Here is a 25,095-nt window from a genome sequence, read left to right on the forward strand (position 1 = left end):
ACACCGGGGCGTCAGTCCGCGCGCAACAACATCGCCGCGGCCTGCGCCCGGCTCTGCGCGCCGAGCTTCTTCAGCACCTGCTCGACATGGCCCTCGGCGGTACGAATCGAGATCGTCAGCTCCGAGGCGATCTCCTTGTTGGACAGGCCCCGGGCGAGCAGGGCCGCGACCTCGGCCTCCCGTTTGGTCAGCCGCACCCCGGGCGGCAGATCGGTGCCGGGTGTTTGCGTCGGCACCACCAGGCCGGCCAGCTCGGCGCGGGCCCAGTCCGCGACCTCGGCCAGATCACGGCTGTTGGCCTCGTCCTGGTGCATCCGGTGCCATTCCTCCTCGCCGAGGGCCCGTTGGATCGCCATCCGGGCCGCCCCGGCGTCGCCGGCCAGGCCGGGGCCGAAGGACGAGATCTGGGTACCCATCGAGCGCCACATCGCATCGGCGGTGCTGTGGAATCGGGCTGCCCGGGCAAAATCACCACTGGCCACCGACACCTGTGACAACAACAACAGGGTGTGCGCGATGCAGATCGCGTCCTCGAATTGGGACTGCAGGGCCAAGGAGTTGTCGGCCGAGGCCAGCGCACCGGCCAGATCACCCATCCGCGCCAGCGCCATCCCGCGCACCCAGTACCCGTAGGCCCGGCACCACTGTTCGCCGTTGGCCTCGCTGAGCGCGATCAACTCGGCCTGGGAATCGAGCGCCCCCTGCACATCGCCGGAGTACATCTGGCACAACCCGTACTGGAACAGTGCGGTCTGCCAGGCCGCCTCGTCCCCGGCCTGCCGGAAGGTCTCGATCGCGGCCCGGTACCGGTCGGCACCCTCGGCCGGCCAGCCGTGGAACAGCAGGGACAACCCCGTCCAGTGGTCGGAGTGGGCGCGTAACATGGCGTCGTCCAGTTCGTCGGCGAGCACCTCCAGCTCACCCAGATAGACATCGCCCTGGGAATGATCGCCCTGAATCAGCGACACCCAGGCGGCCACCCATAGGGCCTCACCGCGAATCCGGCCGGTGACCTCCTCGGTGGCCAGAATCCGGTCGATCCGGTACCGCCCGTCCGACAGGTACCGTCCGCTGACCCACTGATAGCGCAGTGAGGACGCCAGTTCCGCAGCCCGCGGACGTTCCTCGGGCACCGACAGCGACCACTCCAGGGCGGCAATGATGTTGGCCCGCTCGGTACGCATCGAGCACATGCTGTGGGCCTGCAGTGGACCCGACCAGTGCCGCACCATGTCACGGGCCCGCTCCAGGTAATGGTCGCGGTGTCGCAGCCGGATCTCGTCCCATTCGCCGGCTTCCTTGGCCTGGCGCAGGCCGTACTCGCGAATCGTGACCAGCATCCGGTAGCGCATCCCATCAGCGGTCGGTTGGGCACTGACGATCGATTTCGACACCAGGTTGTCGAGCAGGTCGGCCACCAGGGGTGCTTCCAGGTCGCCGTAGGCGCAGACGGTTTCGGCGGCGTGCAGGTCGCAGCCGTCCAGGAAGACCGCCAGCCGGGTCCACATCAGCCGCTCCAAGGGCGTGCACAGGTCGAAACTCCAATCGACCAGAGCCGACAAGGTTTGGTGGCGGGGCAGGGCGTCGCGGGTGCCGCGCAACAACGAGAAGCGCTCGTCGATGCGACGCAACAGGTCGGGCACCGACAACGACCGCAGCCGTACCGCGGCCAGCTCGATCGCCAGCGGCATCCCGTCCAGATGCTTGCAGAGTTCGGTCACCGCCGCGGCGTTCTCGTCGGTGACCTCGATGTTCACCCCGGTCTGGGCCGCGCGCTGCAGCAGCAGCCGCACCGCCTCACTGTCGGCGACGGATTCGGTGCCGGCATCGGCATCGGGTACGCCCAGCGGCGGTACCGGAATCACGTACTCGCTGGACAGGCCGAGCGGGCCCAGCGAGGTGGTCAACACGTGCACCTTCGGGCAGCGCTGCAGGATGGCCAGCACCAGATCGGCGGCGGCGTCCAGGACGTGTTCACAGTTGTCGACGATCAGCAGCAGTTCCTGATCGGCCAGGTGCCGCACCACATGTTCGGTCGCGGTACGCCGCGATTGGTCGGAGGCGCTCAACTGCGAGGCGGCCCGCCAGGCGACGTCATCGGGATCGACCACCGAATCGAGGGTGACCACCCGCGATCCATCGGCGAAGTGCTCTGCGGTGAGGCGCTCGACCTCCAGCGACAGCCGGGTCTTGCCGATCCCGCCCGGACCGACCAGGGTGGTGAGCCGTTCGCGGCGTACGCGATCAGCGACGCTACCCAGGAGTTCGTGCCGTCCCACGAACTGGGTTGCGGGCCCGGTGGGGCCCCCTGATGGCGTCGCGGCCAACGTTTCTCCTCGCCCGTCCCAACGCGCTCGACGGAAAAGTTTGCGCGGTCAGATTCTACGCTGTGTGACGTGGCTCACCAAAGGGTGTTCCTCTCTGAGAAACGTGTTCCCCGTTGGCGATCCGGCTCCGGTATGAAGCTATTAGTAAAGCATTGCCGCCCCGATTTCACGGGTATGTCGATTCACGTAGTTCTACGTATTCCCGGGCCCGGGCCGCGCCGCTTACCTTCTAATGAGCACAGCATTTCTCGACGAAGAGAGCGAACAATGACGTTCTTCATGCAACGACTGGCCAAGGAGCTCGGGGCCGAAACCCCGGGTGAACCGCCGATGCCGGCGATGCGACCGAGCACGCCAACGCCCGTCAATGAGGGCGGCGATCGCTACGTCGCTCTGCGTTCGCTGGCTGAGCAGTTGATCTGCGAAGCGAATGCAGTGATTCAGGACACCAGCTCCCACCTGCACCTGGTCGACGAGGTCGGTACCGACGAACTCGTTTTCACCATCACCTGCGGTGGGCATGGGGCGCGGGTCGCCACCCGATTCTCCGGGGACACCGCCACCGGACAGATCCTCAGTGAAGATCTGCCGCACGAACGGCCCTATGAACTCACCGATGCAGATGCCATCGCGGATCTGATCATCCGCCTCTGCCTGGTTGCCGGACTCCGCAACACCGAGTCCGCACGTCTTGTCTGAACCATCACCGCCACACCACCCAATCCCCGAGAGGAGCCAGCATGCAGTATGAACTGAAGACGCAGATCATCGAACCTGTGCGTCACACGTTCGATCACGTGGCCGCCCGCTACGGCGACAAACCCGCCACCCGGTACCAAGAGGGCACCATCGATCTGCAGGCGACCGAGAACTTCCACTACCGGCCCACCTGGGATCCGGAACACGAGCTCTACGATCCCGACTACTCGGCGCTGAAGCTCACCGATCCGTACTCGTTCACCGACCCGCGGCAGTACTTCTACACCCCGTACGTGACCAACCGCGCGCAGATGCACGATGCCTTCGGCAAGACTCTCGACTACGTCAGCTCGCACAACCTCTTCGATCGCACTCCCGAGGACTGGAAGCGCCTGATCGGTGAGATCGTGATTCCGCTGCGTCACTACGAGTCGGGCTGTCAGATGGTCTACTCGGGTGCGGCCCGGTTCAGCTACGGCGCGACCATCTCGCAGTGCTGCGTCTACGAGGGCTTCGACCGGGTGGGCAACGCCCAGCTGATCAGCCGCGTGGGCATCACCCTCGGTGAGCAGACCTCCTCGGTGCTGGCGTCGGCCAAGAGCCTGTGGATGGAGAGCGAGGCCTGGCAGCCGCTGCGCCGTTACACCGAGGAAGCGCTGGTCGAGAAGGACTGGGCGGTGGGTGTGATCGCCTCCGACCTGATCGACAAGCTCCTCGACACCCTGATCTACCGCCACCTCGACGAGGAGGCCCTGATCAGCGGCGCCGGCGCCTACAGCCTGCTGGCCCAGCACGTGGGCACCTGGTACAAGGACCACCGCAAGTGGCTGGACGGCCTCTACAAGGCCTGGCTGGCCGACGAGGAACTGGGCGAGGCGAACAAGGAAGTGTTAAGCAAGATCGTGAACACCTGGTTGCCGAAGGCGGTCGACGCCGTGCGCGCCATCGCCGAACACGCCGACGGGATCGTCGACACCAAGGCGGCCGAAGGCGTTCAGGCCCGCGCCGAGGAAATCGCCGCCGAATACGAGGCCCTCGGCCTGACCATCGAGAAGGAGTGATCATGACCGCTGAAGCCCGTGATACCCGCCCCGTGAGCGTTGATCTTCAGGAGACCGAGGAGAACCGCGCTCTGATCGAGGCCATCGAGGCCGACAACGAAGAACTTGTGATCAACCACTTTCCGGGTCTGGTGAAGCTGCAGGCCCCCGGACGCCTGGTGATCAACCGCGAGTCGGTCGAGGATCGCCTCGGCCGCCCCTGGGAAACCCACGAATTCCAGATGGCCATCGTGACCCTCGCCGGCAACATCAGCGAGTGGGACGAGGACCGCATCGTCCTGTCGTGGGGTCGTAAGAAGCGTGACGAGGAAGAGGACTGAGCCATGACGAAGAAGCCTGCCAAGAAGTTGTCCATGCAGCAGCGCTACTCGGCGCTGACCCGCGACATCGACTGGGAGCCGAGCTACGTCTCCGCCGAGGAGATGTACCCGCACACCACCTATGAGGGCATCAAGATCCACGACTGGAGCAAGTGGGACGACCCGTTCCGCCTGACCGTGGACGCCTACTACCGCTACCAGGCCGAGAAGGACAAGCGGCTCTACGCCGTCCTCGACGGGTTCGCCCAGGGCCAGGGCCACCTGACCCTGTCCGACCCGGCCTACCTGAACGCGATGAAGATCTTCCTCGGTGGTGTGACCCCGCTGGAGTACCAGGCCAACCGGCACTTCGCCTACCTGTCGCGTCACTTCAACGGCCCCGGCCCGCGGTTCGCCGCGCTCTGCCAGTCGGTGGACGAGCTGCGTCACGCGCAGACCGAGATCCACACCCTGAGCAACTACAACAAGTACTACTCCGGCATGCACAACTTCGTGAAGATGCATGACCGCGTCTGGTACCTGTCGGTGCCGAAGTCGTACTTCGACGACGCCCTGTCGGCCGGCCCCTTCGAGTTCCTGATCGCCATCGGCTTCAGCTTCGAATACCTGCTGACCAACCTGCTGTTCGTGCCCTTCATGTCGGGTGCCTCGTTCAACGGCGACCTGCCGACGATGACCTTCGGCTTCTCGGCCCAGTCGGACGAGTCGCGCCACATGACCCTGGGTCTGGAAGCGATCAAGTTCCTGCTCGAGCAGGACGAGGACAACGTCCCGATCGTCCAGGAGTGGGTCGACAAGTGGTTCTGGCGTGGTTACCGCGTCACCGCGATCATCGCGATGATGCTCGACTACATGCTGCCCCGTCCGGTGATGAGCTGGAAGGAAGCCTTCGAGCTGTACTTCGAGCAGCAGATGCTCAACGGTCTGTTCCCCGACCTGGCCTACTACGGCATCCGTCCGCCGGCCGGAGTCGAGCAGGCGATCTGGGAGAAGGACCACGTTTCGCACCTGGCCTACAACGTGTTCTACCAGTTCAGCCACGCCGCGAACCTGACCACCAGCATCCCGACCAAGCAGCACCAGGAGTGGCTGTCGGCCGCCTACCCGGACAGCTACGACGAGATCTACCGTCCGAAGTGGGACAAGCTGGAGAAGATGGCCGCCGATGGCAACCGGTTCTTCTTCCCGGGCCTGCCGCAGCTCTGCCAGACCTGCCAGATTCCGATGGCCTTCGTCGAGCACGGCCAGGGCGACAAGATCTGCCAGCGCTCCAGCGATTACAAGGGTGAGCACTACAACTTCTGCTCCGACCACTGCAAGTGGATCTTCGACCGTGAGCCGGAGAAGTACGTCCAGGCCTGGCTGCCGGTGCACCAGATCTACCAGGGCAACTGTGGTGGACCGACCATCCCGGACGTCCTGGACTGGTACGGCTACACCGAGGGTGACTCGGGCGAGATGATGGGCAACGTCGATCATCGCAACTGGCAGAAGTGGCACAACCAGGTCGACGACTCGGTCGGCGGCCACGATGAGATGGAGGCGGCGATGGCTGCCGGCGCAAAGGAGGGCGCACGATGATCAAGTCGCTGGGTACCTACGAGTTCCCGTCCCGTTCCCGCCAGGAACTGTACGGTGACGACATTCTGGTCAGCGTGCTGCGTCGCGACAGCATGTTCTTCTGCTCCGCCGCGATGTTCCGCGCGCCGAAGGCGATGAAGTGGTCGGAGTTCGTCGAGAACATGGTGATGCCGTACGTCACCGCCGACCCGGACTTCGACTCCTCCAAGGAGATCACCTGGCAGCTCGTCGAAGAGGACTTCACTCCGGACCCGGACAAGTCCCTGGACGAGAACGGAGTCCGGCACAAGAACACGATCTCGCTGATCGGGGCGTGACCTGATGGCTGAGACCTACACGGTCACCGTCGAACCGTTGGGCCGCGAGGTCCAGTGCGCCGATGACCAGCCCATCCTGGACGCCTGCCTGCGTGCGGGAGTGTGGTTGCCGCACTCCTGCACCCACGGCACCTGCGCCACCTGCAAGGTGGACGTGCTCGACGGCGATGTCGACCACGGTGCTGCCTCCAGCTTCGCCCTGATGGACTTCGAACGCGACGAGGGCAAAACCCTCACCTGCTGCGCCACGCCGCAAACCGACGTGGTGATCGAGGCCGACATCGAGGTCGACGACGAGCTGGAGATGTTCCCGGTGAAGGACTTCGAGGGGACGATCGTCACCCTGGAGGACATCGCCACCGACATCAAGCGACTGGTGGTCAAACTCGATTCGGAGATCGGCTTCAACGCCGGGCAGTACATGCGCTTCCAGATCCCGGGTCACGAGGGGATCGACCGCACCTGGTCGATCGCCTCACCGCCGACCCAGACCGACGAACTGGAGTTCCATGTGGCACTGGTTCCGGGTGGGATCGGCACCGAGGGTTGGTTGTTCGCCGACGCCAAGGAGGGTGACCGGATCAAGCTGGCCGGGCCCTACGGCCGGTTCGTGCTGCGCACCTGGGAGGAGAAGCCGGTGGTCATGCTCGGTGGTGGCACCGGGTTGGCCCCGCTGGCGGCGATGGTCAAGCACGCGCTGATCAACGAGGAGTACGAGGGGCACATCACCCTCTACGCCGGGGCGCGCGCACCGGAGTACCTCTACGACGTGGACCTGTTCCGCGAACTGGAGGAGGAGTACCCCGACCAGTTCACCTTCCACGCCTGCATCGATACCGGCGAGGGGGACGGTTACCGCACCGGTTACGTCTCGTCGGTGATGGAGGAGGACTTCGAACGGCTCGGCGGCTACCAGGCCTACATCTGTGGGTCGCCGGCGATGGTCGAGGGAACCCTGAAGTCGCTGATGAGCCGGCGACTGTTCCCCCGCGACATCTTCCACGAAGACTTCTTCAACGAAGGTGACAAGGCAGCCGGAGTGGGTTCACCGCTGATCAAGCGCTGAGTTCGCACCGCTGAACGCCACCGAGGGCGGGCAACGACAGTTGCCCGCCCTCGGTGTTTGTGTCTCCCACCAGGCATCGCGCGGGTGATTACTGTTGGTTCCCGAGCCCGGCTGCTGCAATGTGCCTGATTTCGGGCCGGGAAGCTGTATGCGGTGCCGACGGGCCGGAATCGGGTCGGTTGCAGCAGGACGGCGAAACCCCCGCCCGGTGAAACGGGCGGGGGTTTCGTTACGGTCCGGCTATTTCTTGACCCAGGTTCCGCAGCGTCGGTTCAGGAATCCCCGGTCGCTCTCCTGAATGGTCACCGTCGACTGGCCACCGAAATCATTCTCGATCATGTCCTCCTCGACCGAGCCGCCGAATCCGGACAGCCGACCCCAGTAGCACGTTTCCTCGGGGTCCTGGGCGGTGTAGGTGCCGGGCTCGATGTGCTTGCCGACCACGTAGACGCCCGGGCCGAAGCTGGTGGCGGGCTTGTCGGGGTAGGTCTGCTCCACGGGCACGAACTCGCCGCAGCCGCTGACCTCGATGGCCACATCGGTTTCCTTGATCGTCACGATCGCCGGTGAATGGCTGCTCGAAGCGATGATCGAATCGTCATCGTCATTGAGGTTGGCCAGTCGGGCCCAATTGCAGTTCTCGACATCGGGGCTCGATCGGTACGTACCGGGTTTCACGTCGGTGCCGACCTTGTGGGTGCCTTCACCGAACGTGCCCGAACCCTTGGGCGGGTCAGCGGGGGGCTTGCCCGGTGATTGGCTCGGATCCTTCGCCGGGTCCTCACTCGGATCCTGGCTCGGTTCGTCGGTCGGCTCCTCGGAGGGCTCATCGGTGGGTTCCGATGTGGCAGGAGGCGTCGCGGGCGGCTCGGTGGTGGGCTCGGACTTCTTGCCGGTCAGGAACACCGCGGCGACGATGCCGCCGATCAGCACCACGGCGACGATCGCCGAAATGATCGCGATCATCGGCTTCTTGCTGCTTCGGGTCGGCCCCGGGCCGTGGTCCCCGCCGGGGTAGCTCGGACCGTAGGAACCGGACGCCGGGCCGGGGCCCTGAGCGCCGGGGGGTTGTCCGGCGCCGAAACCGCCGGGCTCCGGTTGGCCGTGGGCATAGGGCCCGCCGCTGTAGGGGCCGCTGTACGTGCTGCCGGAGTACGGGCCGGAGTACTGCCCGGTCTGACCGCCCTGGTACGGATCCTGGAAGGAGGGTCCGTGATCGCCCTGAAGGCCCTGGCCGAGACCGCTCTGGTTCTGGGGTCCGTAGTCGGCCCCGCCTTGGAATTGCGGGCCGTAGTCCGCGCCGCCCTGGTTTCCGGGGCCGTAGTCGGCACTGCTCTGGTGTTCCGGGCCGTAGTCGGCGCCCCCCTGGAAATCCGGTCCGGCACCTTGGTGGTCCGCTCCGCCGGGGTGATCAGTGGCGCTGGGCTGGTGCTCCGGGGCACTGGGTTGATACCCGGGAGCGCTGTGCTGAAAACCCGGAGCGCTCGGCTGATGGCCGGGAGCGCTGGGCTGGTGGCCGGGAGCGCTCGGTTGACCCATCTCGGCGCCGGCCGGGTGCTCGGGTCCGCTCGGGTAACCACCACCCTGCTCAGCAGGTCCTCCCGGCATGGGTTCGTCCACCCACAACTGCCACCCCGGCGGGGGCGGCCCCCAGGACGGATCGGGTTGCCAGCCGGCGGGCGGCTCCCAACCCGGTGGTGGTGCGGGCCAATTCGGCGGCGGATTCCAACGTTGCATCAGGCCACATCCCCTTTACAAATATCGCTGTAGTTTATCTCCGCTCAGGGGCAGGCCGCGGGAAGTTCACCAGGGCTTATCGCTGCGCTGGTCGGGAGCACCCTCCCGGTCGCGGCCCTTCTGTTGCTCTCCCTGGGCCTTCTTCGACCGCTCCTCCAACTGCTTCTGGCGCTGCTCGCCACCCTCGGGACCGGCCTCGTCCGGGGGAGGTTCGGGATCGTCCTCGCCCTCGTCGGAGCCTTCATCGGTGCGTTCGGCCTGGGTGCGTTGCTCCTCGGCCTTCTTCTCCATCCGCTCCTGTTGCTCCTGCTTGCGCTTCGCCTCCTCCCGGTGGCGCTCCTCCTCGGACTGCTTGCCGTCCTGGCCTTCCTCGCCCCCTTGCTCGCCGGGCCCCTCGGTCGGTTCTCCGGAGGGGCCGTCGGTCGGTTCCCCCGAGGGCCCGTCGGTCGGTTCTCCGGAGGGGCCATCGGTCGGCTCCCCGGAGGGGTCATCGGACGGTTCCCCCGAGGGGCCATCGGACGGGGTCGGTTCACCCGACGGGCTTTCGGACGGCTCGCCCGAAGGGCTCTCGGAGGGTTCCTCCGAAGCGGACGGATCGGGGGAGGGCTCACCCTCGGGGGGCTCGCCGCATTCACCCTCGGACTGGATCCGCACGCCTTCCTCGTAGCGTTCGGCCGCCTTGGCATGCTGCTGCTGCCCGGCCAACACATCGGCCTGACCCTCGATACTGGCCGCCAGGTTCAGACGCACCCGACAGTCGTACTTCTTCGGCGCCTGGTCCAGAGCCTTGGTGAAGCTTTCGCGGGCCGCATCGTAATCGCGCAGTTGGTATTCGGCGGTGCCGCGGTTGTACGTCGCGATCCACGGTTCGAGGATGTTCAGAAAGCCGAGCTGGGCAAAACTGGTGCGGCTCGACCCGAAGTTGGCCTTCTCGTAGGCGCGCATCCCGGCGGAGTTCACCCCGACCATCGACAGGGATTTGATCGCGAAGATCATCAGCAACAGCATCACCGGGGCCGCCCGCAGCAGCCAGGTCAGGCCTCGTTCGCTCAGCCACGCGGGACGCTGGAAGCCCCGCCCGGTACGTCGATCGGTACTCATCGCAGCTCCCGTCGCACTTGGCGAAAGCGCACCGCCACCAGCCAGGCCTCCCACAGCGCCAGGCCCACCAGCACGGTGCCGAAAATCCAGCTCAGATCCACCCCGCTGGTCACCTCACCGCCGGACAGGGCGGCGAAGCCCTGGTCGGGGCGTTTCAGTTCGAGGTCGTCGGGGGCGGTGCGGTGCAGGTACTCCCCGTCCAGTTCCGAGGCGATCTTGCGCAGCGCCTCCTCATCGATCCGCGAGATCGCATCACCGCTGTTCTCGTAGTCGTAGACGTAGCGGTCACGGTCCGGGCTGTGTTTCATCCGTCCACCCGAGGTGGTGCCGTAGCCGAGCACCGCGGCGGCGTCGATCTTGCCGGCCAGGTCGGCGAAGGATTCGGGGCTCTGGTCGGAGGTGTTCTCCCCGTCGCCCAGGTAGATCAACATTCGCTTGCGGCCCGGCTCCTCCTCGGCCATCCGGTCCAACTCTTCGGCGATCACCGGGATCGCCACCGAAATCGTCGACCCGGCTCCGTAATAGGCATCCATGTAACCCAGGGATTCGGCGATCGAGGCCACCGCGGTGGTGTCGGTGCTGGGCGGCAACTCCACCCGGGCATCGTTGTCGAAGCTGATCAGCACGAACCGGGCCCCGGTGAACTGGGTCGCGATCTCGCGGACGTCGTGGTGCACCCCGGTGAGCCGGGTGTTGTTGCCGTCATAGTCCTCGGCGGCCATCGAGGTGGTGCGGTCGACCACCAGAATCACGTCCAGATCACTGGCCTGTCCGGTCGAGGCGGAGGCACCGACCACCGGACGAACCGTGATCAGCACGAAGGCGAGCGCGATGCCCACCCTGCGCAGCCAGGTGATCCGATCCTTCGAGCGCAACAGCAGCACGACCGCGGCCGCCAGGGCGACCAGGCCCACCATCAGCGCGATCCAATCGGGATGGAATGTCACTGTCGCAACCTCCATGCCGCGGCCAACAGGGCGAGCAGTCCCAGCCCGACCAGCACCAGCCCGGGGGCGCGCCGGTCGCTGGCGGTGGCGGTCGGCAGCCCGCGCAATCGTTGCCGGTCCATCGTCTCGATCGAGGAGACGATCTGTTCGGCGCCGGACTTGTCGTCCATCAGGTAGGTGATGCCCCCGGTCTTGGCGACCAGCTTGCGCATCTCACGCACCTCGTCGTACATCCGCGGGGCGATCGCGTGCACCACGATCTCCTTGTCCTGGGCCATTTGGACGGCCTGGGGCAGGGTGTAGATCGCGTCCCCGTTGACCATGTTGTCGGTGGCCAGAATGATCGTGCGGGCGCGCGGTTCGTCCGGACGGTCGAAGCGCAGCACACACGAGGCCAGACCGTCACCGATCAGCGACGACCCGTTGCCCTCGAAGGTGCCCCGGCTCCATTCGTAGGAGAACTTCTCCATCGCGGTGACACCGTCGGCGAGTTGCTTCTCGATGAACTTGTAGTCGTTGGTGAGCGGAAACTTCATCACCGCACTCGAGTCCCAGATCACCAGCCCGATCCGTTCCCCGCGCAAATCATCGGCCAACTCGGCGAAGGACTCCATCAGGCCGGCGTCGATATCGCGCATCGAACCCGACACGTCCAGACACAACACGATGTCGCGGTTGTGCTGTTCGGAGTCGCTGCCGGCGGCATCGGACAGTCGGGTCGAGAACAAGGACGCACCGAGCACCACCAGGGCGATGGCGATCACCTGCACCAGCATCCACAGCCGGTGTTGCCGGGCCAACTGCGCGAAGCGGGGGGTGCGGCGCATCCGTTCGGTATTGGCCGCCCGCAGCCCCGATGCCGGGTCGGCCGGCCGGTCGCGCAGCAGAAACAGCGCCGACAGGGCGACCACGGCGAGCACGATCGGGATGGACATCCACCAGTTGGTCAGTTCCATGAGCCCACCAACCGTTCGGCCTCACTCGCCGAGTCGGCCACCGAACGTGGCACCGAGGGGGCGAACTGCGGCGGGTACAGCATCTCGATCCAGTCGGCGAGATGGGCGAACCGCGGGTCATCGGCCAGCACGGCCTGCACATCGCTCAGGGTCATCCGGTCGACGGGGCGGCCCGTGGCGTCGGAGACAAAGGCGCGCACCGTCTGGCTGAGTTCCTGGTGGGCTTCGCGTTCGCCGAGTTGCCCGGCGGCATGACGCTGCCGGATCGCGTTGATCCGGGCCAGACATTCGGCCCGGAATTGGTTCGGGTCCGGTGGCGGGGGCGGGGGTGGCGGTTTCGGCGGACGTACCCGGGTCAGCCACACGATCACCGGTGGGATCGCGAAGAAGGCCAGCACGGCGAGGATGCCGGCGATCAACCACAGCGACGAGTAGGCCTGTGGTCCGAAGATCTCCAGCGGCTCAATCGTTGCCATGACGGTGCCTTTCCAGCAGCCGGAAGAGCGTCACGATCACCTGATCCTCGCCGGTGATGTGTTCTCCGGCGATACCGAGCCGTTCCAGGGTGCGGCGCCGGCGGGCATGGCGTTCTTCGTCGGCCGCGGCGATCTCGGCGCGCAGTTGGTGGTCATGGCGCAGGAAGCTCGGGATGGCGTCCCAGGTGTCGGCGTCGATCACCGGGGCATCGGCCACCTGCGGGTCGGTCGGATCGAGATCGGCCAGAGTCAGGAACAGGATCTCGTGCTGCACCCGCAACAGCCGCAGCAACCGCTCGTCCTCTTCCGACAGGTCGACGTCGTCGGTGATCACCACCATGATGGTGCGCCGCCGCACCGCCCGGGTGACGTAATCCAGACAGCCGGTCAGATCGGACGCCGCCGAGGTCGGCTCGACCAGATTGGTCAGCATCCGTTCCAGGGCGAGTTCGGTGGTGGCCGGCCGCACCGAGTGCACCTCGTCGGCGTCGCCGTAGACCATCCCGACGTAGTCGGAGTGTTTGGTGGCCAGGTAACCCATCACCCCGGCGGCGAAGATCGCGATCTCGTTCTTCGGGGTGCGGTCGGGGCACATGCCCGACATCGACCGGCCACAGCCCACCACCAGCAGAATCGTGTGCTTGCGCTCGGCGTGGTACCGCTTCACCAGCAGCTCGCCCTTGCGGGCCGAGGCCTTCCAGTCGAGGTCCTTCACATCGTCGCCGATGACGTATTCGCGCAGGTCCTGGAAGTCCATCGACCGGCCGCTGTGGAAGGACTGGTATTCGCCGTCCAGCAATCCGCGCACCTTGCGGTGCGCGTGGATCGCCATCCGGGTCTTGACCTTGGTCAGCAGCGCCATGGGATTACGGCGTCGGCACGGCCTGGAAGATCGCGTCGATCACCATCTCCGGCTGGACGCGGTCGGCCAGGGCTTCGAAGGTCAGCACCAGGCGGTGCCGCAGGATCGAATGCCGCAGGGCGTGGACGTCCTCGGGAATCACATGCCCACGGCCGTTGATCAGCGCCATCGCCCGCGCGGTGGTCAACATCGCGATCGCGCCACGCGGGGAGGCGCCGTATTCGACGTAGCGGGCGACCTCTTCGCCCATGTACTGGGCCGGGTGCCGGGTGGCGTTGATCAGCGCCACGATGTACCGCTTGATGGCCGCATCGACATAGACCCGGGTGGCCAGATCCTGCAGATTCTCCACGTCCTGCGGGCTGACCACGGCATCGATGGAGCGCGAGTCGAGTTCGCCGGTCTCGATCCGGTTCAGTACCTCGAACTCCTCTTCCATCGTGGGGTAGTGGACGATCTCCTTGAGCAGGAAGCGGTCCATCTGGGCCTGGGGCAGAACGTAGGTGCCCTCTTCCTCGATCGGGTTCTGGGTGGCCAACACCATGAACGGTTCGGGCAGGGTGTGGGTTTCCCCGCCGATCGTGGTCTGGCGCTCCTGCATCGCCTCGAGCATCGCCGACTGGGTCTTGGCGCTGGAGCGGTTGATCTCGTCCAGCAGCACGAAGTTGGCGTGTACCGGGCCGAGTTGGGTGATGAAGTCGGCGGTGCGCGAATCGAAGACCTGGGTGCCGATGATGTCGGAGGGCAGCAGGTCGGGCGTGCACTGGATGCGGTGGAAGGTCGCCTGCACCGTGCTGGCCAGCGTGGACGCGGCCAGGGTCTTGGCCAGACCGGGCACCGATTCCAGCAGGATGTGACCCCGGCTGATCAGGGTGACCAGCAGGGCCCGGCTCAGATCATGCTGGCCGACCACCTTTGTCGCGAACCCTTCCCGGATCACCTGCACGGTGCGGGAGGCCGCGGCCAACTCCTCGTTGCTGATCGTGGGCCGCGGGGCGCTGGGGCCGGAGAACTGGGCCGGCTGCTGGGGCTGGTGCCCGGACGGCTGATTATGCGCGGGTTGCTGAGCCGACGGCTGGTGCCCCGGGTGACCTTGATAACCCCCGGACGGATCGGAGTTGTGCTGCGGCTCGGGGTAGGCGCGGTGTGGTTGTGCGTACCCCGGTGCCGAGGACTGACTGGCCGGGGGGTAACCGGGTGCACCGGGGTTGTTCCGGCCGTAGTCGGATTGGCCGTAGTCGGCGGGGCCGCCGGGGGCCGAGGGTTGGCTGTAGGGGTGGTGGGACACACACGCTCCTCGGGCTGCTCACAACAGGACGCCCCATCATAAGCAACCACGGGGGCAGCAATGTGTATAAATCCATGCACTTCCGGTCGGCGGTGGACGATGGATCGGCATACCGACTTGTTCCTGAAATCGCGGAATACTGCTACAACCGGAAGATATGGAGCGATCGATGACCACTGAACCCGCCGCCCCCGAGTGGCCACCGTTGTCGACGTCCCTACGTCGGGGGAATCTTGTCTTCGTATCGGGGATGGTGCCGATCGATCCAGCCACCGGCCAGGTGCGGGGCAGCACGGTCGAGGAACAGACCGAGGTCGTACTGGGTCTTCTGGCAGCCGAACTGCAGCGACAGGGAGCCACGATGGCCGACGTGGTGAAGACCACCGTCCTGCTGGCCAATGCCGCCTCCGACTGGGCTGCGATGAACGAGGTCTATGGTCGGCACTTCCCCGATCCCAAGCCGACCCGATCGGCCTACGGCGTCGAACTCGCACAGCCGGGGCTGTTGGTGGAGATCGAGGCCATTGCGATCGTCGGGGGCGAGGAATGACATCGGAGAATCGGGTACTGCGGTATCCCGCCGTGCGTTATGCCCGGGCGGGCCGCTTCGAACCGCCCACGCTGCTGCCGCTCGGTGACGAAACACCGGACGGCGCACCCGGCGCGGTGTGTCCGCAGGTGCTCTCGCGGCTGGCGCCCTTGATCGGCGATGTCGTCGAAGGCATCGAGCAGAGCGAGGATTGTCTCCATCTGGCGATCAGCACCCCGGGTTCGGACGGCAGCCGCCCGGTGATGGTGTTCCTGCACGGGGGAGCGTTCGTCACCGGCGGGGGTACCTCGCCCGCTTATGACGGGAGCAGGTTGGCCGCCGACGAAGACGTGGTGGTCGTGTCGGCCAACTACCGGCTCGGCGTCTTCGGCTTCCTGTACGCACCCGGTATCTCGCCCGGAAACCTCGGGCTTCTCGACCAGGCCGCGGCGCTGCAGTGGGTGCGGGACAACATCGCGGCCTTCGGCGGTGACCCCGACCGGATCACCGTCTTCGGTCAATCCGCCGGCGGGCTGTCGGCCCTCGCCCTGACCGCCCTGCCCGAAACGCGCCCCGTGATCTCGCGCCTGATCGTGCAAAGCTCCCCGGCGATCAGCACCCTGCGTCCGATGGACGAGGCCGGCGAACTCGGTGAGTTCGTGGTCAGCCAATTGTCCCGACATCCGCTGGACGCCGAGGTGGACGAGCTGCTGGCCGCCCAAGTGGCGGCGTTCCGGTGGTCGATGGAGCGAGATCCCGCACCGAGCGCCCTGCCCTTCCGGCCCACCCAGGGCGCACCCCTGAGCACGACGCCGGCCGAGGATCACCGGATTCGCCGCAGCCACCCGATGCCCGACCTGATGATCGGCTACACCACCGACGAGTGCGTCGCCTTCGCCCCCGACATTCACGCCGCAGATGTTCTGGACACCACGCGCGAGGCCAGCCGGGAGTTCGCGATCGAGCCCGCCCGCGAACAGGCCCGCGAGCACACTGCGGCACAGGGGAACGCCTACCTCTACCACTTCGCCTGGGCTCCGCCCCGAGCGTTCGGGGCGGTGCACTGTTTGGAGCTGCCGTTTCTGCTCGGCACCGAGCAAGCCTGGCGCAGCGCGCCGATGTTGGGTGGCACCCCGTGGCAGGAGGTGGAAGTGCTCGGCCGCGAACTCCGCCGACTGTGGGGAGCCTTCGCCCGCACCGGGGCACCGAGCCGGACGTGGCCCCGGTGGACACCCGAGCGGCAGCACGAACAGATCCTGGGCCACTGAGCCGTCGAGCCGGGAGTCGGCTCACCGGCCGGGACCGGGGGCCTTACTCGCGTTCGATGGCGGCACCGATCTCGGTGGCGTCCTCGACGATCGCTTCGGGGGTCTGACCCTCCAGGCCCGCGGCGAGAATGCCGATGTCCTCGCGGATCACCGCGCACACATCCAGGTCGGAACTGTCGCGTCCGCAGTAGCCGTCACCGACCTCCCGGATCGCCCGGGCGTCGAGCAGGGCCAGCATCTCCTGGGCATCGGTCATCGGACGGGCGATCACCACATACAGGCTGTCGGTGCGGTCGCGCACGAAAGTGGCCGACCGGGCCTCGACCTGCTCCTCGCCCTCACCGAGCTTGGTGGAGGAGTCGACGTTCGGGTCACGGGCGAGATCGCCGACGGTGACCGGCAGTTCGAGTTTCAACGGGGCCTGGGTGGGGGTCATCTCCGAGGTCGGCTTGCCCGAGGGCCCGGCCCGGGAGACCAGGAAACCCACCAGGCCCACCACGACCAGCACGGCAACCACCGAGGCGATCGCGATCACCACCGGAGCTTTGCCGCGCGGTGGCTCGTCGTCGGGGTGGACGGAGTCGTCGCCGCGCCAGTCGTCTGTCTCGTCAACCATGGTGTGCAGGAGCCTAAACCCTCACAGGGCTGCCAACAATTCTTTCATGCTGGCCGCCAACTCATCGCGCTTCTCGGTGGAGCTGCTGCCGACCACCACACCACCGTTGTGGTCGGCAGCACATTGGTAGCTGCCCACCACGGCCTCGCTGATGCAGGTGATGCCGTCGACCTGCACCGTCTCCTCGCTGGCATACAACTGTTCGACCGTCATCTCTTCGCCGTACATCGTTACCAACTGGCCGGCGCCGGAGGTGCTGACGTAAACGGCCACCGAGTCCATTTCCTCGCTGCCCGGTGCCAACTTCCAGTCACCGAAGGATTCCGGCCAATCCAGCTTGCCCTCACCGGCCGGCTGCTGGGGGGTGTCACCCGGTTCCGGATCCTGCCCCGCGGGGTCCCGGGGATCGGGGTCCCCGGGCTCGGTTTCCTGTGGTTCGGTCTCCTGCGGGCCCTGGGTGGTCTGCGGCGACGAGCCACTCGATTCCTCGGTCGGGGTGTCGCGCAGCACGAACCAGTACAGCGCAAAGCCGCCTCCGGCCATGAGCAGCACGACCAGTCCGATCACCAGCGGCAGCACCCAGGAGTTCGACTTCTTGGGCGGTTGGGGCGGCCCACCGAATCCACCCTGGGGCGGGAAGCCGTGATCGCCACCGCCGAAGTGCCCCGGTCCACCGGGCCCCATCTGACTCGGTCCACCGGGGCCCATCTGACCCGGCCCACCGGGCCCCATCTGGCCCGGTCCCATCTGACCCGGGCCCTGCTGTGGCGGGTACCCCGACGAGGGCGGAGGAAACGCGCCACCCGGCCCGGGGGCGCCACCAAAGCCTCCTTGCGGAGGATGGCCCGAACCGCCGAAGCCCGGTGGGGGAGAGTAACCGCCTGTCATCTGGGTACCTTTCGTGAGGTCGTCCGAGCGCATGCTCTCACGGGGGTGGTTCGCACCCCCGTGATTCACCGGCCGGGCCGCACCGGCCCCGGCTCGGCCCTCGGTGACGGGCTCAGAGGTAGGGGTCGATCGCCTTCTTCAGCGCCATCTTCGAGCGGGCACCGGCGATCTGGTCGACCACCTCACCGCCGCGGAAGATGTGCAGGGTCGGCAGGTTCAGCACCTGGTACTGGGTGGGAATCTGCTGGTTGGCGTTCACGTCCATCTTCGCGAAGGTCATCTTGTCGCCGTGTTCGGCGGCGAGCTCGGCGATGATCGGCGCAATCTGCTTGCACGGGGCGCACCAGTCGGCCCAGTAATCCACCAGTACCGGCTTGGACGACTGCAGCACCACCTCGGCGAAGGTTGCGTCGGTGACATCGATGACTTCGGCCATGTTCTCTCCCGGGGTTGGTTGGGTGTGTCGGTTTCCACTGTGCCCGATGCGTCCGACAGTCGCATCGGAAACGAACCTCAGTCGGCCAGCGCGGCGAGGTAGGCCTCGGCGTCCAGGGCCGCCTTGCAGCCGGTACCGGCCGCGGTCACCGCCTGGCGGTAGTGGTTGTCCACCAGGTCGCCACAGGCGAAGACCCCGGGCAGGTTGGTGCGGGTGGAGGGCTCGTCCACCACCACGTAGCCGTCGGCGGTTTCCACCTGATCGGCGAACAGCTCCGAGCGCGGGTCGTGACCGATCGCGATGAACAGCCCGTCCATCGGGATCTCGCGGGTCTCACCGGTTTGGGTATCGCGCAGGGTGAGCGACTCGACGGTGTTCTCACCACCGATGCCGACCACCTCGGAGTTCCAGGCCATCTCGATCTTCGGGTCGTTCGCCACCCGGTCGGCCATGATCTTGGAGGCGCGCAACTCGTCGCGGCGGTGGATCAGGGTGACCTTCTCACCGAAGCGGCTCAGGAAGGTGGCCTCCTCGGCGGCCGAGTCACCGCCGCCGACCACCGCGATCTGCTTGTTGCGGAAGAAGAAGCCGTCACAGGTGGCGCACCAGGAGACTCCCTTGCCCGAGAGTCGGTCCTCATCGGGCAGGCCCAGTCGGCGGTAGCCCGACCCGGTGGCCAGAATCACCGCGCGGGCGCGGTAGGTCTCACCCGAACCGATGGTGACGGTCTTGATCTCTTCGGTCAGCGACACCTCGGTGGCGTCGTCGGTGATGATCTCGGCGCCGAACCGCTCGGCCTGACCACGCATCTGCATCATCAGGTCGGGGCCCATGATGCCCTCGGCGAAGCCCGGGTAGTTCTCCACATCGGTGGTGTTCATCAGCGCTCCGCCGGCCTCGATTGCCCCCTCGATCACCAGCGGCTTCAGGGCTGCGCGGGCGGTGTAGATCGCGGCGGCCCAACCGGCCGGCCCGCTGCCGACGATGATCACGTCACGGATGTCTGACTCGATGCTCATGTGCGTCCTTGTGTCTGGTGGTGCTTGGCCCCGGAGGGCGATCGGGTCAACGCCGCCCGCGGCTGCCATTATTCCCCGAAGCGTTCCGGAACCGGCAGCCCGGCCGTCAGCAGGTCGAAAGCACCCCGCAAGGTTTCGAAGGGATCGGTTTCGGGATGCGGCCCGTGAAACCTGATCGTGGCCCGTAATGCCGCCATCGCCGCGCCCACCACCAGGCTGGGGTAGGGGTCCTCGTCCTCGGCGCACCCGAGCCGTTCGGCGATGATCATCGCCAATTGGTGTTCGGTGTTGTGATTGCGGGCGCTGGCCAACCGCAACAGCCCGGCATTGGCCGACAACAGCTCGCGGCGTCGCCGCCACAGGTCGGGATCCTCGATGAAATCGGTGAGCAACGCGCAGCAGGCGACATAGAGGGCATCCAGCGGCGCGGTGTCGTCGGGCACGTCCTGCAACGCTTCGGCCATCGGTGAGATCGCCTCGTCCCGCAGCCCCACCAGGGCGGCCTCCTTGGTGGAGAAGTAGTTGAAGAAGGTGCGCGCCGATACCCCGGCCGCAGCGGCGATCTGCTCGGTGGTCACCTCGTTCACGCCGTGGGCGCAGGCCAGGTCCAGAGCCGCCCGGTGCAGGGCCAGCCAGGTCTGCTTCTTCTTCTGCTCCCGAATACCCATCTCAGTCACGATCCAGGATTCTTGCAGTCACTGCAGGTTTTGTCTAAGATCGGGCTCGCCGCCGGCTCGTCGTGGAGTTCGGCTTCCAAACCCCCTTCGTTCCACCTGTGAGGAAGTCTGTGTCCACTGCCACCGCCGCGGAGACCCCCAAGTACGTGATGGGCCCTGACGAGCGCCGGGTCTTCATCGGCTTGGTGCTGGGCATGGCCGTGGCGGCGGTCTCGCAAACCATCGTCGGCCCGGCGATGCCACGGATCGTCTCCGAACTCGGCGGCATGGACCACTACTCCTGGGTGCCGTCCATCGCGATGCTGATGTCGGCGATCACCGTCCCGATCGTCGGCAAGTTGTCCGATATGTACGGCCGACGGATCTTCTTCCTGGCCGGGCTCATCGTCTTCATGAGCGGCACCCTGTTGTCCGGGTTGTCGCCGAACTTCTGGTTCCTGGTCTTCGCCCGCGGCATCCAGGGCATCGGCATGGGCACCCTGATGCCGCTGTCGCAGACCATCCTGGGTGACATCGTGCCGCCCCGGTTCCGCGGCAAATACCAGGGCTACCTGGGTGCGGTGTTCGGGCTGGCCTCGGTGGCCGGCCCGCTGGTCGGCGGCGCGCTCACCGACACCTTCGGCTGGCGGGTGCTCTTCTTCGCCACCCTGCCCTTCGGCATCGTGGCCTTCTTCGCGGTGCTCCGCTTCCTGCAGATGGACCACACCCCGTCCACCGCCAAGGTCGACGTGCCCGGCATCGTGGTGCTGTCGCTGGCGATCACCACGATGCTGATCGCCACCTCCACCGGTGGGACGACCTGGCCGTGGCTCTCCTGGCAGATTCTCACCCTGTACGGGGTGGGCCTGGTGGCGCTGGTGGTCTTCGTGTTCATCGAACGCCGCGCCGAGGAGCCGGTGATTCCGTTGCGGCTGTGGCGCAACTCGGTGTTCACCCTGTCGAACCTCTCCGGCTTCGGGGTCGCGATGATGATGTTCGGCGCGATCATGTACGCCCCGGTGTTCGCCCAGGGAGGTTTGGGCGCCAACGCCACCCAGTCGGGTGTGATCCTGATGCCGCTGAACATCGTGATGATCGGCACCGGCATCGTGATCGGCCTGCTGATCACCCGCACCGGCCGCTACAAGCCCTTCATGTTGGTGGGCGTGAGCATCATGACGCTGTCGTTCTGGTTGCTCACCCAGATTCACATGCACAGCCCCTTCTGGCAGCTCGCTGCGGTACTCGGCCTGTTCGGCCTGGGGCTGGGCTCGTGCATGCAGATCTACCTGCTGATCGTGCAGAACGCCGCGATGCGCCGCGACCTCGGTGTGGCCACCGCCACCACCCAGTTCGTCCGTACCGTCGGCAACACGGTGGGCGTGGCATTGTTCGGCGCGATCATGTCGGCCGGCATTCCCACCGGCATCGCGCGGCATCTGCCCCCCGGTGCCGCCGACCGGGTCGATCTGAGCAAGCTCGATGCCGGTTCGGTGCTCGATCCGGGTTCGCTGGCCGGCCTGCCCCCCGAGGTGGTCGCGGCGGTGCGCAACGGGGTCACCGATGCGCTCACCGGATCCTTCTGGTGGGGCATCCCGATGGGGTTGTCGGTGCTGGCGCTGAGCTTCTTCATCAAGGAACTGCCGCTGCGCGAAACGGTGCACAGTGTCGATGAGGCCCGACAGGAATACCTCGACCAGATGGGGCAGAGCTCGGCCGACATGCCCCGGGTGCCACTCGGTCGCAACATCAAGCGGGCCCGCACCAGCGAACGCGTCCTCGGCCTGCAGTACGACCTGTTGGTCGACCAGGCCCGGCGCAGCGACCGACCCCTGCTCACCCAGGCGATCACCGACCTCGGCGACGGCGACTTCGAACGCGGCGTCCAGTTGATGCGCCGCACCGCCACGATGCTCACCAGCGAGGACGCCAAGATGGTCGAGAGCGCGGAGAAATTCGCGATCGAGATCGCCGAGCGTGCCGCTCGTCCCGGTGGCGTCCTGGACGATCCGGTGCGCGATGCGATCGCCGAACTGGCCACCGAACTCGACCGCGACAAGGTGCTCACCACGGTCGAACCCACCGTTGCCGAACGCTATGTCGGGGTCGATGTCGACAAGCTGCGTCAGGCGAGCAACTCACTCACCGCGGCCTTCCTGGTCGACATGCACCAGTTGCGCCGCGGCGGCGAATAGTCCGGGCTTCTCGGGCGGTCAACTGCCGGCCTATTTCGGGATAAGGTGGCGGGGTGAAAATCAAACTGACGCTGTTGGTGATGCTGCTCGGCGCCTCCCTGCTGGTGCGTCGGCAGAGCCGTCGGGTGCAGGCCGAGGCCGAACTGTGGGCCGACGCCACCGACGCCATCGACGGCTGAATCAGCCGGCCAGCGCCTGCACCGCCTCGCGTGGGATGTCGGTGATGATCGCCTCCACCCCGAGCTCGGCCAATTGCCGGACGCGGCCGGGATCGTTGACCGTCCAGGCATGCAGCCGCATCCGGTGATGCCGGGCCCGGTCGACCAGGACCGGGGTGACCAGGCTGTGCTCGGGGTGAATCGCCTGTAGCTCGAACTCCTGCGCCCACTCCCAGTCGACCGGGCCGTGGGTGAGCAGCCCGATCCGGGCCTGCCGCGACAAGGAGCGCAGCTCGCGCAGGGTGTACCGGTTGAACGACGACCACCACACCCGCTCGGCCAGCTCCCGCTCCTCGACCAACCGCAGGCAGGCCTCGGCCAGGCCGGGCTGACCGACCGCATCGGTCTTCAACTCGATGTTGATCGTCAGATCACCCGGACCCAACAACTCCAGCACCTCGGCCAGGGTCGGGATCGGTTGCGGCGGATCACCCAGGGCCTGCCAGCCGGCGATCTGCTCCAGAGTCGCCTCGTGCACCGCCCCGGTGCCGGTGGTGGTGCGCTCGAAGGTCTCGTCATGAATCACCACCGGTGTGCCATCGGCCAGCAGGTGCACGTCCAACTCGATTCCCGCCGCCCCGGCCTTCGCCGCCCGGGCAAAAGCCAGCAGGGTGTTCTCCGGTGCCTCGGAGCTGGCCCCACGGTGTCCCCAGATTTCGGTCATGGGTCCAGTCTTGCGCACCGCACGGGCGAGATCGTGTGACATGTTGTCGACCTGTCGGACAAGAAGTCACACGTTGTTTCAGTCGACGACCCGGGCAGCGCGAACCGAACCCGCGGTGACAGGATGGAAGGCAGACCGAACGCGAGGAGTGAGCCATGGCCGAGTTCGCCTATGAAGACCTGTTGCCGCTGGGAGAAGACGAGACCCCGTACCGGTTGTTGACCACCGAAGGGGTACGCACCGTGGAGGGGCCCGGTGGTCGCACCTTCCTCGAGGTCGATCCCGAGGCGCTGCGGTTGCTCACCGAAACCGCGATGCACGACATCGCCCACTTCCTGCGGCCCGCCCACCTGGCGCAGTTGCAGAAGATCATGGACGACCCGGACGCCTCGGCCAATGACAAGTTCGTGGCCCTCGACCTGCTGAAGAACGCCCAGATCGCCTCCGGCGGCGTGCTGCCGATGTGCCAGGACACCGGCACCGCAATCGTGATGGGCAAGCGCGGCCAGCAGGTGCTCACCGCCGGCACCGACGAGGAGCCGATCTCGCGCGGGGTTTACGACGCCTACACCAAGCTCAACCTGCGGTACTCGCAGAACGCCCCGGTCAGCTTCTTCGAGGAGAAGAACACCGGCTCCAACCTGCCGGCTCAGATCGAGCTCTACGCCGACACCATCCCCGGCCACGAGAACCAGTACAAGTTCCTGTTCATGGCCAAGGGCGGCGGTTCGGCGAACAAGTCGTACCTGTTCCAGGAGACCAAGGCGATCCTGAATCCCGACGCGATCATGAAGTTCCTGGACGAGAAGATTCGCGCGCTGGGCACCGCGGCCTGCCCGCCCTATCACTTGGCCATCGTGGTCGGTGGCACCTCGGCGGAGTTCGCCCTGAAGACCGCCAAGTACGCCTCGGCCAAGTACCTCGATTCGCTGCCCACCGACGGCAACGCCGCCACCGGACGGGGTTTCCGCGACCTGGAGATGGAGCAGCGGGTCCATGAGCTGACCCAGCAGATGGGTATCGGCGCCCAGTTCGGCGGCAAGTATTTCTGCCACGACGTGCGGGTGGTTCGGTTGCCGCGCCACGGGGCCTCGCTGCCGGTGGCCATCGCGGTGTCCTGCTCGGCCGACCGCCAGTGCCTGGGCAAGATCACCCCCGAAGGCGTGTTCATCGAACAGCTCGAGTTCGACCCGGCCCAGTACCTGCCCGAGGTCACCGACGCCGACCTGGGTGTGGACGACGACCCGGACGCGGTGGTGAAGATCGATCTGGGTCGGCCGATGGACGAGATCCGCGCCGAACTGTCGAAGCACCCGGTGAAGACCCGGCTGTCGCTGACCGGCACCCTGGTGGTGGCCCGCGACATCGCCCACGCCAAGATCCGCGAGCGTCTGGACGCCGGTGAGGAGATGCCGCAGTACCTCAAGGATCACCCGGTGTACTACGCCGGCCCGGCGAAGACCCCCGAGGGGATGGCGTCGGGTTCCTTCGGGCCGACCACCGCCGGCCGGATGGATTCCTATGTCGACCAGTTCCAGGCCGCCGGTGGCTCGATGGTGATGCTGGCCAAGGGCAACCGCTCCCGGCAGGTCACCGATGCCTGCGGCAAGTACGGCGGTTTCTATCTCGGCTCGATCGGTGGCCCGGCCGCCCGGCTGGCCCAGGACTGCATCAAGAAGGTCGAGGTGCTCGAATACCCCGAGCTGGGCATGGAGGCGGTCTGGCGGATCGAGGTCGAGGATTTCCCGGCCTTCATCGTCGTCGACGACAAGGGCAATGACTTCTTCGCCGAGGTCTCCAAGCCGACTTTGCTGACCATTCAGCAGCGCCCGGACACCGACTCACAGAGTTGAGTCGGGGGAGTTCCG

General features: G+C 66.5%; 25 protein-coding genes. 11 read left to right on the forward strand and 14 right to left on the reverse strand.

The window, feature by feature from the left end:
* Nucleotides 1-11 precede the first annotated feature (11 nt).
* Nucleotides 12-2,327 carry an ATP-binding protein gene (locus tag ACR4XW_RS07055; protein ID WP_434759825.1) on the reverse strand — a complete coding sequence of 772 codons (2,316 nt, stop codon included), beginning with the start codon at nt 2,325-2,327 and terminating at the stop codon, nt 12-14.
* Nucleotides 2,328-2,594: 267 nt separating this feature from the next.
* Between ACR4XW_RS07055 and ACR4XW_RS07060 the strand changes: the two genes are divergently transcribed.
* From ACR4XW_RS07060 to ACR4XW_RS07085, 6 genes are read left to right on the forward strand one after another with little or no spacing between them, the layout of a single operon-like run.
* Nucleotides 2,595-3,026, forward strand: a complete 432-nt coding sequence (locus ACR4XW_RS07060) for a hypothetical protein (RefSeq protein WP_434759826.1) — start codon at nt 2,595-2,597, stop codon at nt 3,024-3,026.
* A 41-nt stretch (nt 3,027-3,067) separates the two neighbouring features.
* On the forward strand, nt 3,068-4,087 hold the full coding sequence (locus tag ACR4XW_RS07065) for a ferritin family protein (RefSeq protein ID WP_434759827.1): 1,020 nt from the start codon (nt 3,068-3,070) through the stop codon (nt 4,085-4,087).
* Between the two features lie 2 nt (nt 4,088-4,089).
* Complete coding sequence (locus ACR4XW_RS07070) at nt 4,090-4,407, forward strand: MmoB/DmpM family protein (RefSeq protein WP_434759828.1); 318 nt, start codon at nt 4,090-4,092, stop codon at nt 4,405-4,407.
* 3 nt (nt 4,408-4,410) lie between these two features.
* Nucleotides 4,411-5,988, forward strand: coding sequence for a YHS domain-containing protein (locus tag ACR4XW_RS07075; protein ID WP_434759829.1), 1,578 nt, complete (start codon nt 4,411-4,413; stop codon nt 5,986-5,988).
* Nucleotides 5,985-6,305 (forward strand): phenol hydroxylase subunit P4, encoded by a 321-nt coding sequence (locus ACR4XW_RS07080; RefSeq protein ID WP_434759830.1) that lies wholly within the window; start codon nt 5,985-5,987, stop codon nt 6,303-6,305. The genes ACR4XW_RS07075 and ACR4XW_RS07080 overlap by 4 nt, the downstream gene beginning before the upstream one ends.
* Before the next feature lie 4 nt (nt 6,306-6,309).
* Entirely contained in the window at nt 6,310-7,371 is a 1,062-nt protein-coding gene (locus tag ACR4XW_RS07085) for an NADH:ubiquinone reductase (Na(+)-transporting) subunit F (protein ID WP_434759831.1), read from the forward strand.
* A 240-nt stretch (nt 7,372-7,611) separates the two neighbouring features.
* Here ACR4XW_RS07085 and ACR4XW_RS07090 read toward each other — a convergent pair whose 3' ends face one another.
* From ACR4XW_RS07090 to ACR4XW_RS07120, 7 genes are all read right to left on the reverse strand, one after another.
* Nucleotides 7,612-9,108: an Rv1352/Rv1906c domain-containing protein gene (locus ACR4XW_RS07090; protein WP_434759832.1), complete on the reverse strand. Its 1,497-nt coding sequence runs from the start codon at nt 9,106-9,108 to the stop codon at nt 7,612-7,614.
* A gap of 66 nt (nt 9,109-9,174) precedes the next feature.
* A complete protein-coding gene (locus tag ACR4XW_RS07095) occupies nt 9,175-10,209 on the reverse strand; it encodes a tetratricopeptide repeat protein (RefSeq protein WP_434759833.1) in 1,035 nt (344 codons plus the stop codon).
* The gene (locus tag ACR4XW_RS07100) at nt 10,206-11,156 is read right to left on the reverse strand and encodes a vWA domain-containing protein (RefSeq protein WP_434759834.1); all 951 of its coding nucleotides are present in this window, start codon (nt 11,154-11,156) and stop codon (nt 10,206-10,208) included. Before ACR4XW_RS07100 ends, ACR4XW_RS07095 begins: the two co-directional genes overlap by 4 nt.
* The gene (locus tag ACR4XW_RS07105; protein WP_434759835.1) at nt 11,153-12,112 is read right to left on the reverse strand and encodes a vWA domain-containing protein; all 960 of its coding nucleotides are present in this window, start codon (nt 12,110-12,112) and stop codon (nt 11,153-11,155) included. The genes ACR4XW_RS07100 and ACR4XW_RS07105 overlap by 4 nt, the downstream gene beginning before the upstream one ends.
* A complete protein-coding gene (locus ACR4XW_RS07110; RefSeq protein ID WP_434759836.1) occupies nt 12,103-12,588 on the reverse strand; it encodes a hypothetical protein in 486 nt (161 codons plus the stop codon). The genes ACR4XW_RS07105 and ACR4XW_RS07110 overlap by 10 nt, the downstream gene beginning before the upstream one ends.
* The gene (locus tag ACR4XW_RS07115; RefSeq protein WP_434759837.1) at nt 12,575-13,450 is read right to left on the reverse strand and encodes a DUF58 domain-containing protein; all 876 of its coding nucleotides are present in this window, start codon (nt 13,448-13,450) and stop codon (nt 12,575-12,577) included. Before ACR4XW_RS07115 ends, ACR4XW_RS07110 begins: the two co-directional genes overlap by 14 nt.
* Nucleotides 13,451-13,454: 4 nt before the next feature.
* Nucleotides 13,455-14,432 (reverse strand): AAA family ATPase, encoded by a 978-nt coding sequence (locus ACR4XW_RS07120; protein WP_434759915.1) that lies wholly within the window; start codon nt 14,430-14,432, stop codon nt 13,455-13,457.
* 475 nt (nt 14,433-14,907) lie between these two features.
* On the opposite strand from ACR4XW_RS07120, the gene ACR4XW_RS07125 reads away from it, so the two are divergent.
* Nucleotides 14,908-15,288, forward strand: coding sequence for a RidA family protein (locus tag ACR4XW_RS07125; protein ID WP_434759838.1), 381 nt, complete (start codon nt 14,908-14,910; stop codon nt 15,286-15,288).
* Nucleotides 15,285-16,535: a carboxylesterase family protein gene (locus tag ACR4XW_RS07130; protein WP_434759839.1), complete on the forward strand. Its 1,251-nt coding sequence runs from the start codon at nt 15,285-15,287 to the stop codon at nt 16,533-16,535. The genes ACR4XW_RS07125 and ACR4XW_RS07130 overlap by 4 nt, the downstream gene beginning before the upstream one ends.
* 43 nt (nt 16,536-16,578) lie before the next feature.
* Here ACR4XW_RS07130 and ACR4XW_RS07135 read toward each other — a convergent pair whose 3' ends face one another.
* The 5 genes from ACR4XW_RS07135 to ACR4XW_RS07155 form a co-directional block, all read right to left on the reverse strand.
* The gene (locus tag ACR4XW_RS07135) at nt 16,579-17,151 is read right to left on the reverse strand and encodes a hypothetical protein (RefSeq protein ID WP_434759840.1); all 573 of its coding nucleotides are present in this window, start codon (nt 17,149-17,151) and stop codon (nt 16,579-16,581) included.
* 21 nt (nt 17,152-17,172) lie between these two features.
* Nucleotides 17,173-17,835, reverse strand: coding sequence for a flagellar basal body-associated FliL family protein (locus ACR4XW_RS07140; protein WP_434759841.1), 663 nt, complete (start codon nt 17,833-17,835; stop codon nt 17,173-17,175).
* A 316-nt stretch (nt 17,836-18,151) separates the two neighbouring features.
* Entirely contained in the window at nt 18,152-18,475 is a 324-nt protein-coding gene (gene trxA, locus ACR4XW_RS07145; RefSeq protein ID WP_434759842.1) for a thioredoxin, read from the reverse strand.
* A 77-nt stretch (nt 18,476-18,552) separates the two neighbouring features.
* Nucleotides 18,553-19,494: a thioredoxin-disulfide reductase gene (gene trxB, locus ACR4XW_RS07150; protein ID WP_434759843.1), complete on the reverse strand. Its 942-nt coding sequence runs from the start codon at nt 19,492-19,494 to the stop codon at nt 18,553-18,555.
* Between the two features lie 68 nt (nt 19,495-19,562).
* Nucleotides 19,563-20,162, reverse strand: coding sequence for a TetR/AcrR family transcriptional regulator (locus ACR4XW_RS07155; RefSeq protein ID WP_434759916.1), 600 nt, complete (start codon nt 20,160-20,162; stop codon nt 19,563-19,565).
* 119 nt (nt 20,163-20,281) lie between these two features.
* Between ACR4XW_RS07155 and ACR4XW_RS07160 the strand changes: the two genes are divergently transcribed.
* Together ACR4XW_RS07160 and ACR4XW_RS07165 are read left to right on the forward strand one after the other, a co-directional pair.
* Complete coding sequence (locus ACR4XW_RS07160; protein WP_434759844.1) at nt 20,282-22,345, forward strand: MFS transporter; 2,064 nt, start codon at nt 20,282-20,284, stop codon at nt 22,343-22,345.
* A 53-nt stretch (nt 22,346-22,398) separates the two neighbouring features.
* Nucleotides 22,399-22,524 (forward strand): DLW-39 family protein, encoded by a 126-nt coding sequence (locus tag ACR4XW_RS07165; RefSeq protein ID WP_434759845.1) that lies wholly within the window; start codon nt 22,399-22,401, stop codon nt 22,522-22,524.
* 1 nt (nt 22,525) lies between these two features.
* On the opposite strand, the gene ACR4XW_RS07170 is transcribed toward ACR4XW_RS07165, so the two are convergent.
* Complete coding sequence (locus ACR4XW_RS07170) at nt 22,526-23,227, reverse strand: glycerophosphodiester phosphodiesterase (protein ID WP_434759846.1); 702 nt, start codon at nt 23,225-23,227, stop codon at nt 22,526-22,528.
* A gap of 155 nt (nt 23,228-23,382) precedes the next feature.
* Here ACR4XW_RS07170 and ACR4XW_RS07175 point away from each other — a divergent pair, with 155 nt between their 5' ends.
* Nucleotides 23,383-25,080: a fumarate hydratase gene (locus ACR4XW_RS07175; RefSeq protein ID WP_434759847.1), complete on the forward strand. Its 1,698-nt coding sequence runs from the start codon at nt 23,383-23,385 to the stop codon at nt 25,078-25,080.
* Nucleotides 25,081-25,095: the final 15 nt, after the last annotated feature.

The organism is Pseudenemella bisphenolivorans, from assembly GCF_051133435.1.
GTDB lineage: Bacteria > Actinomycetota > Actinomycetes > Propionibacteriales > Propionibacteriaceae > JAAYAO01.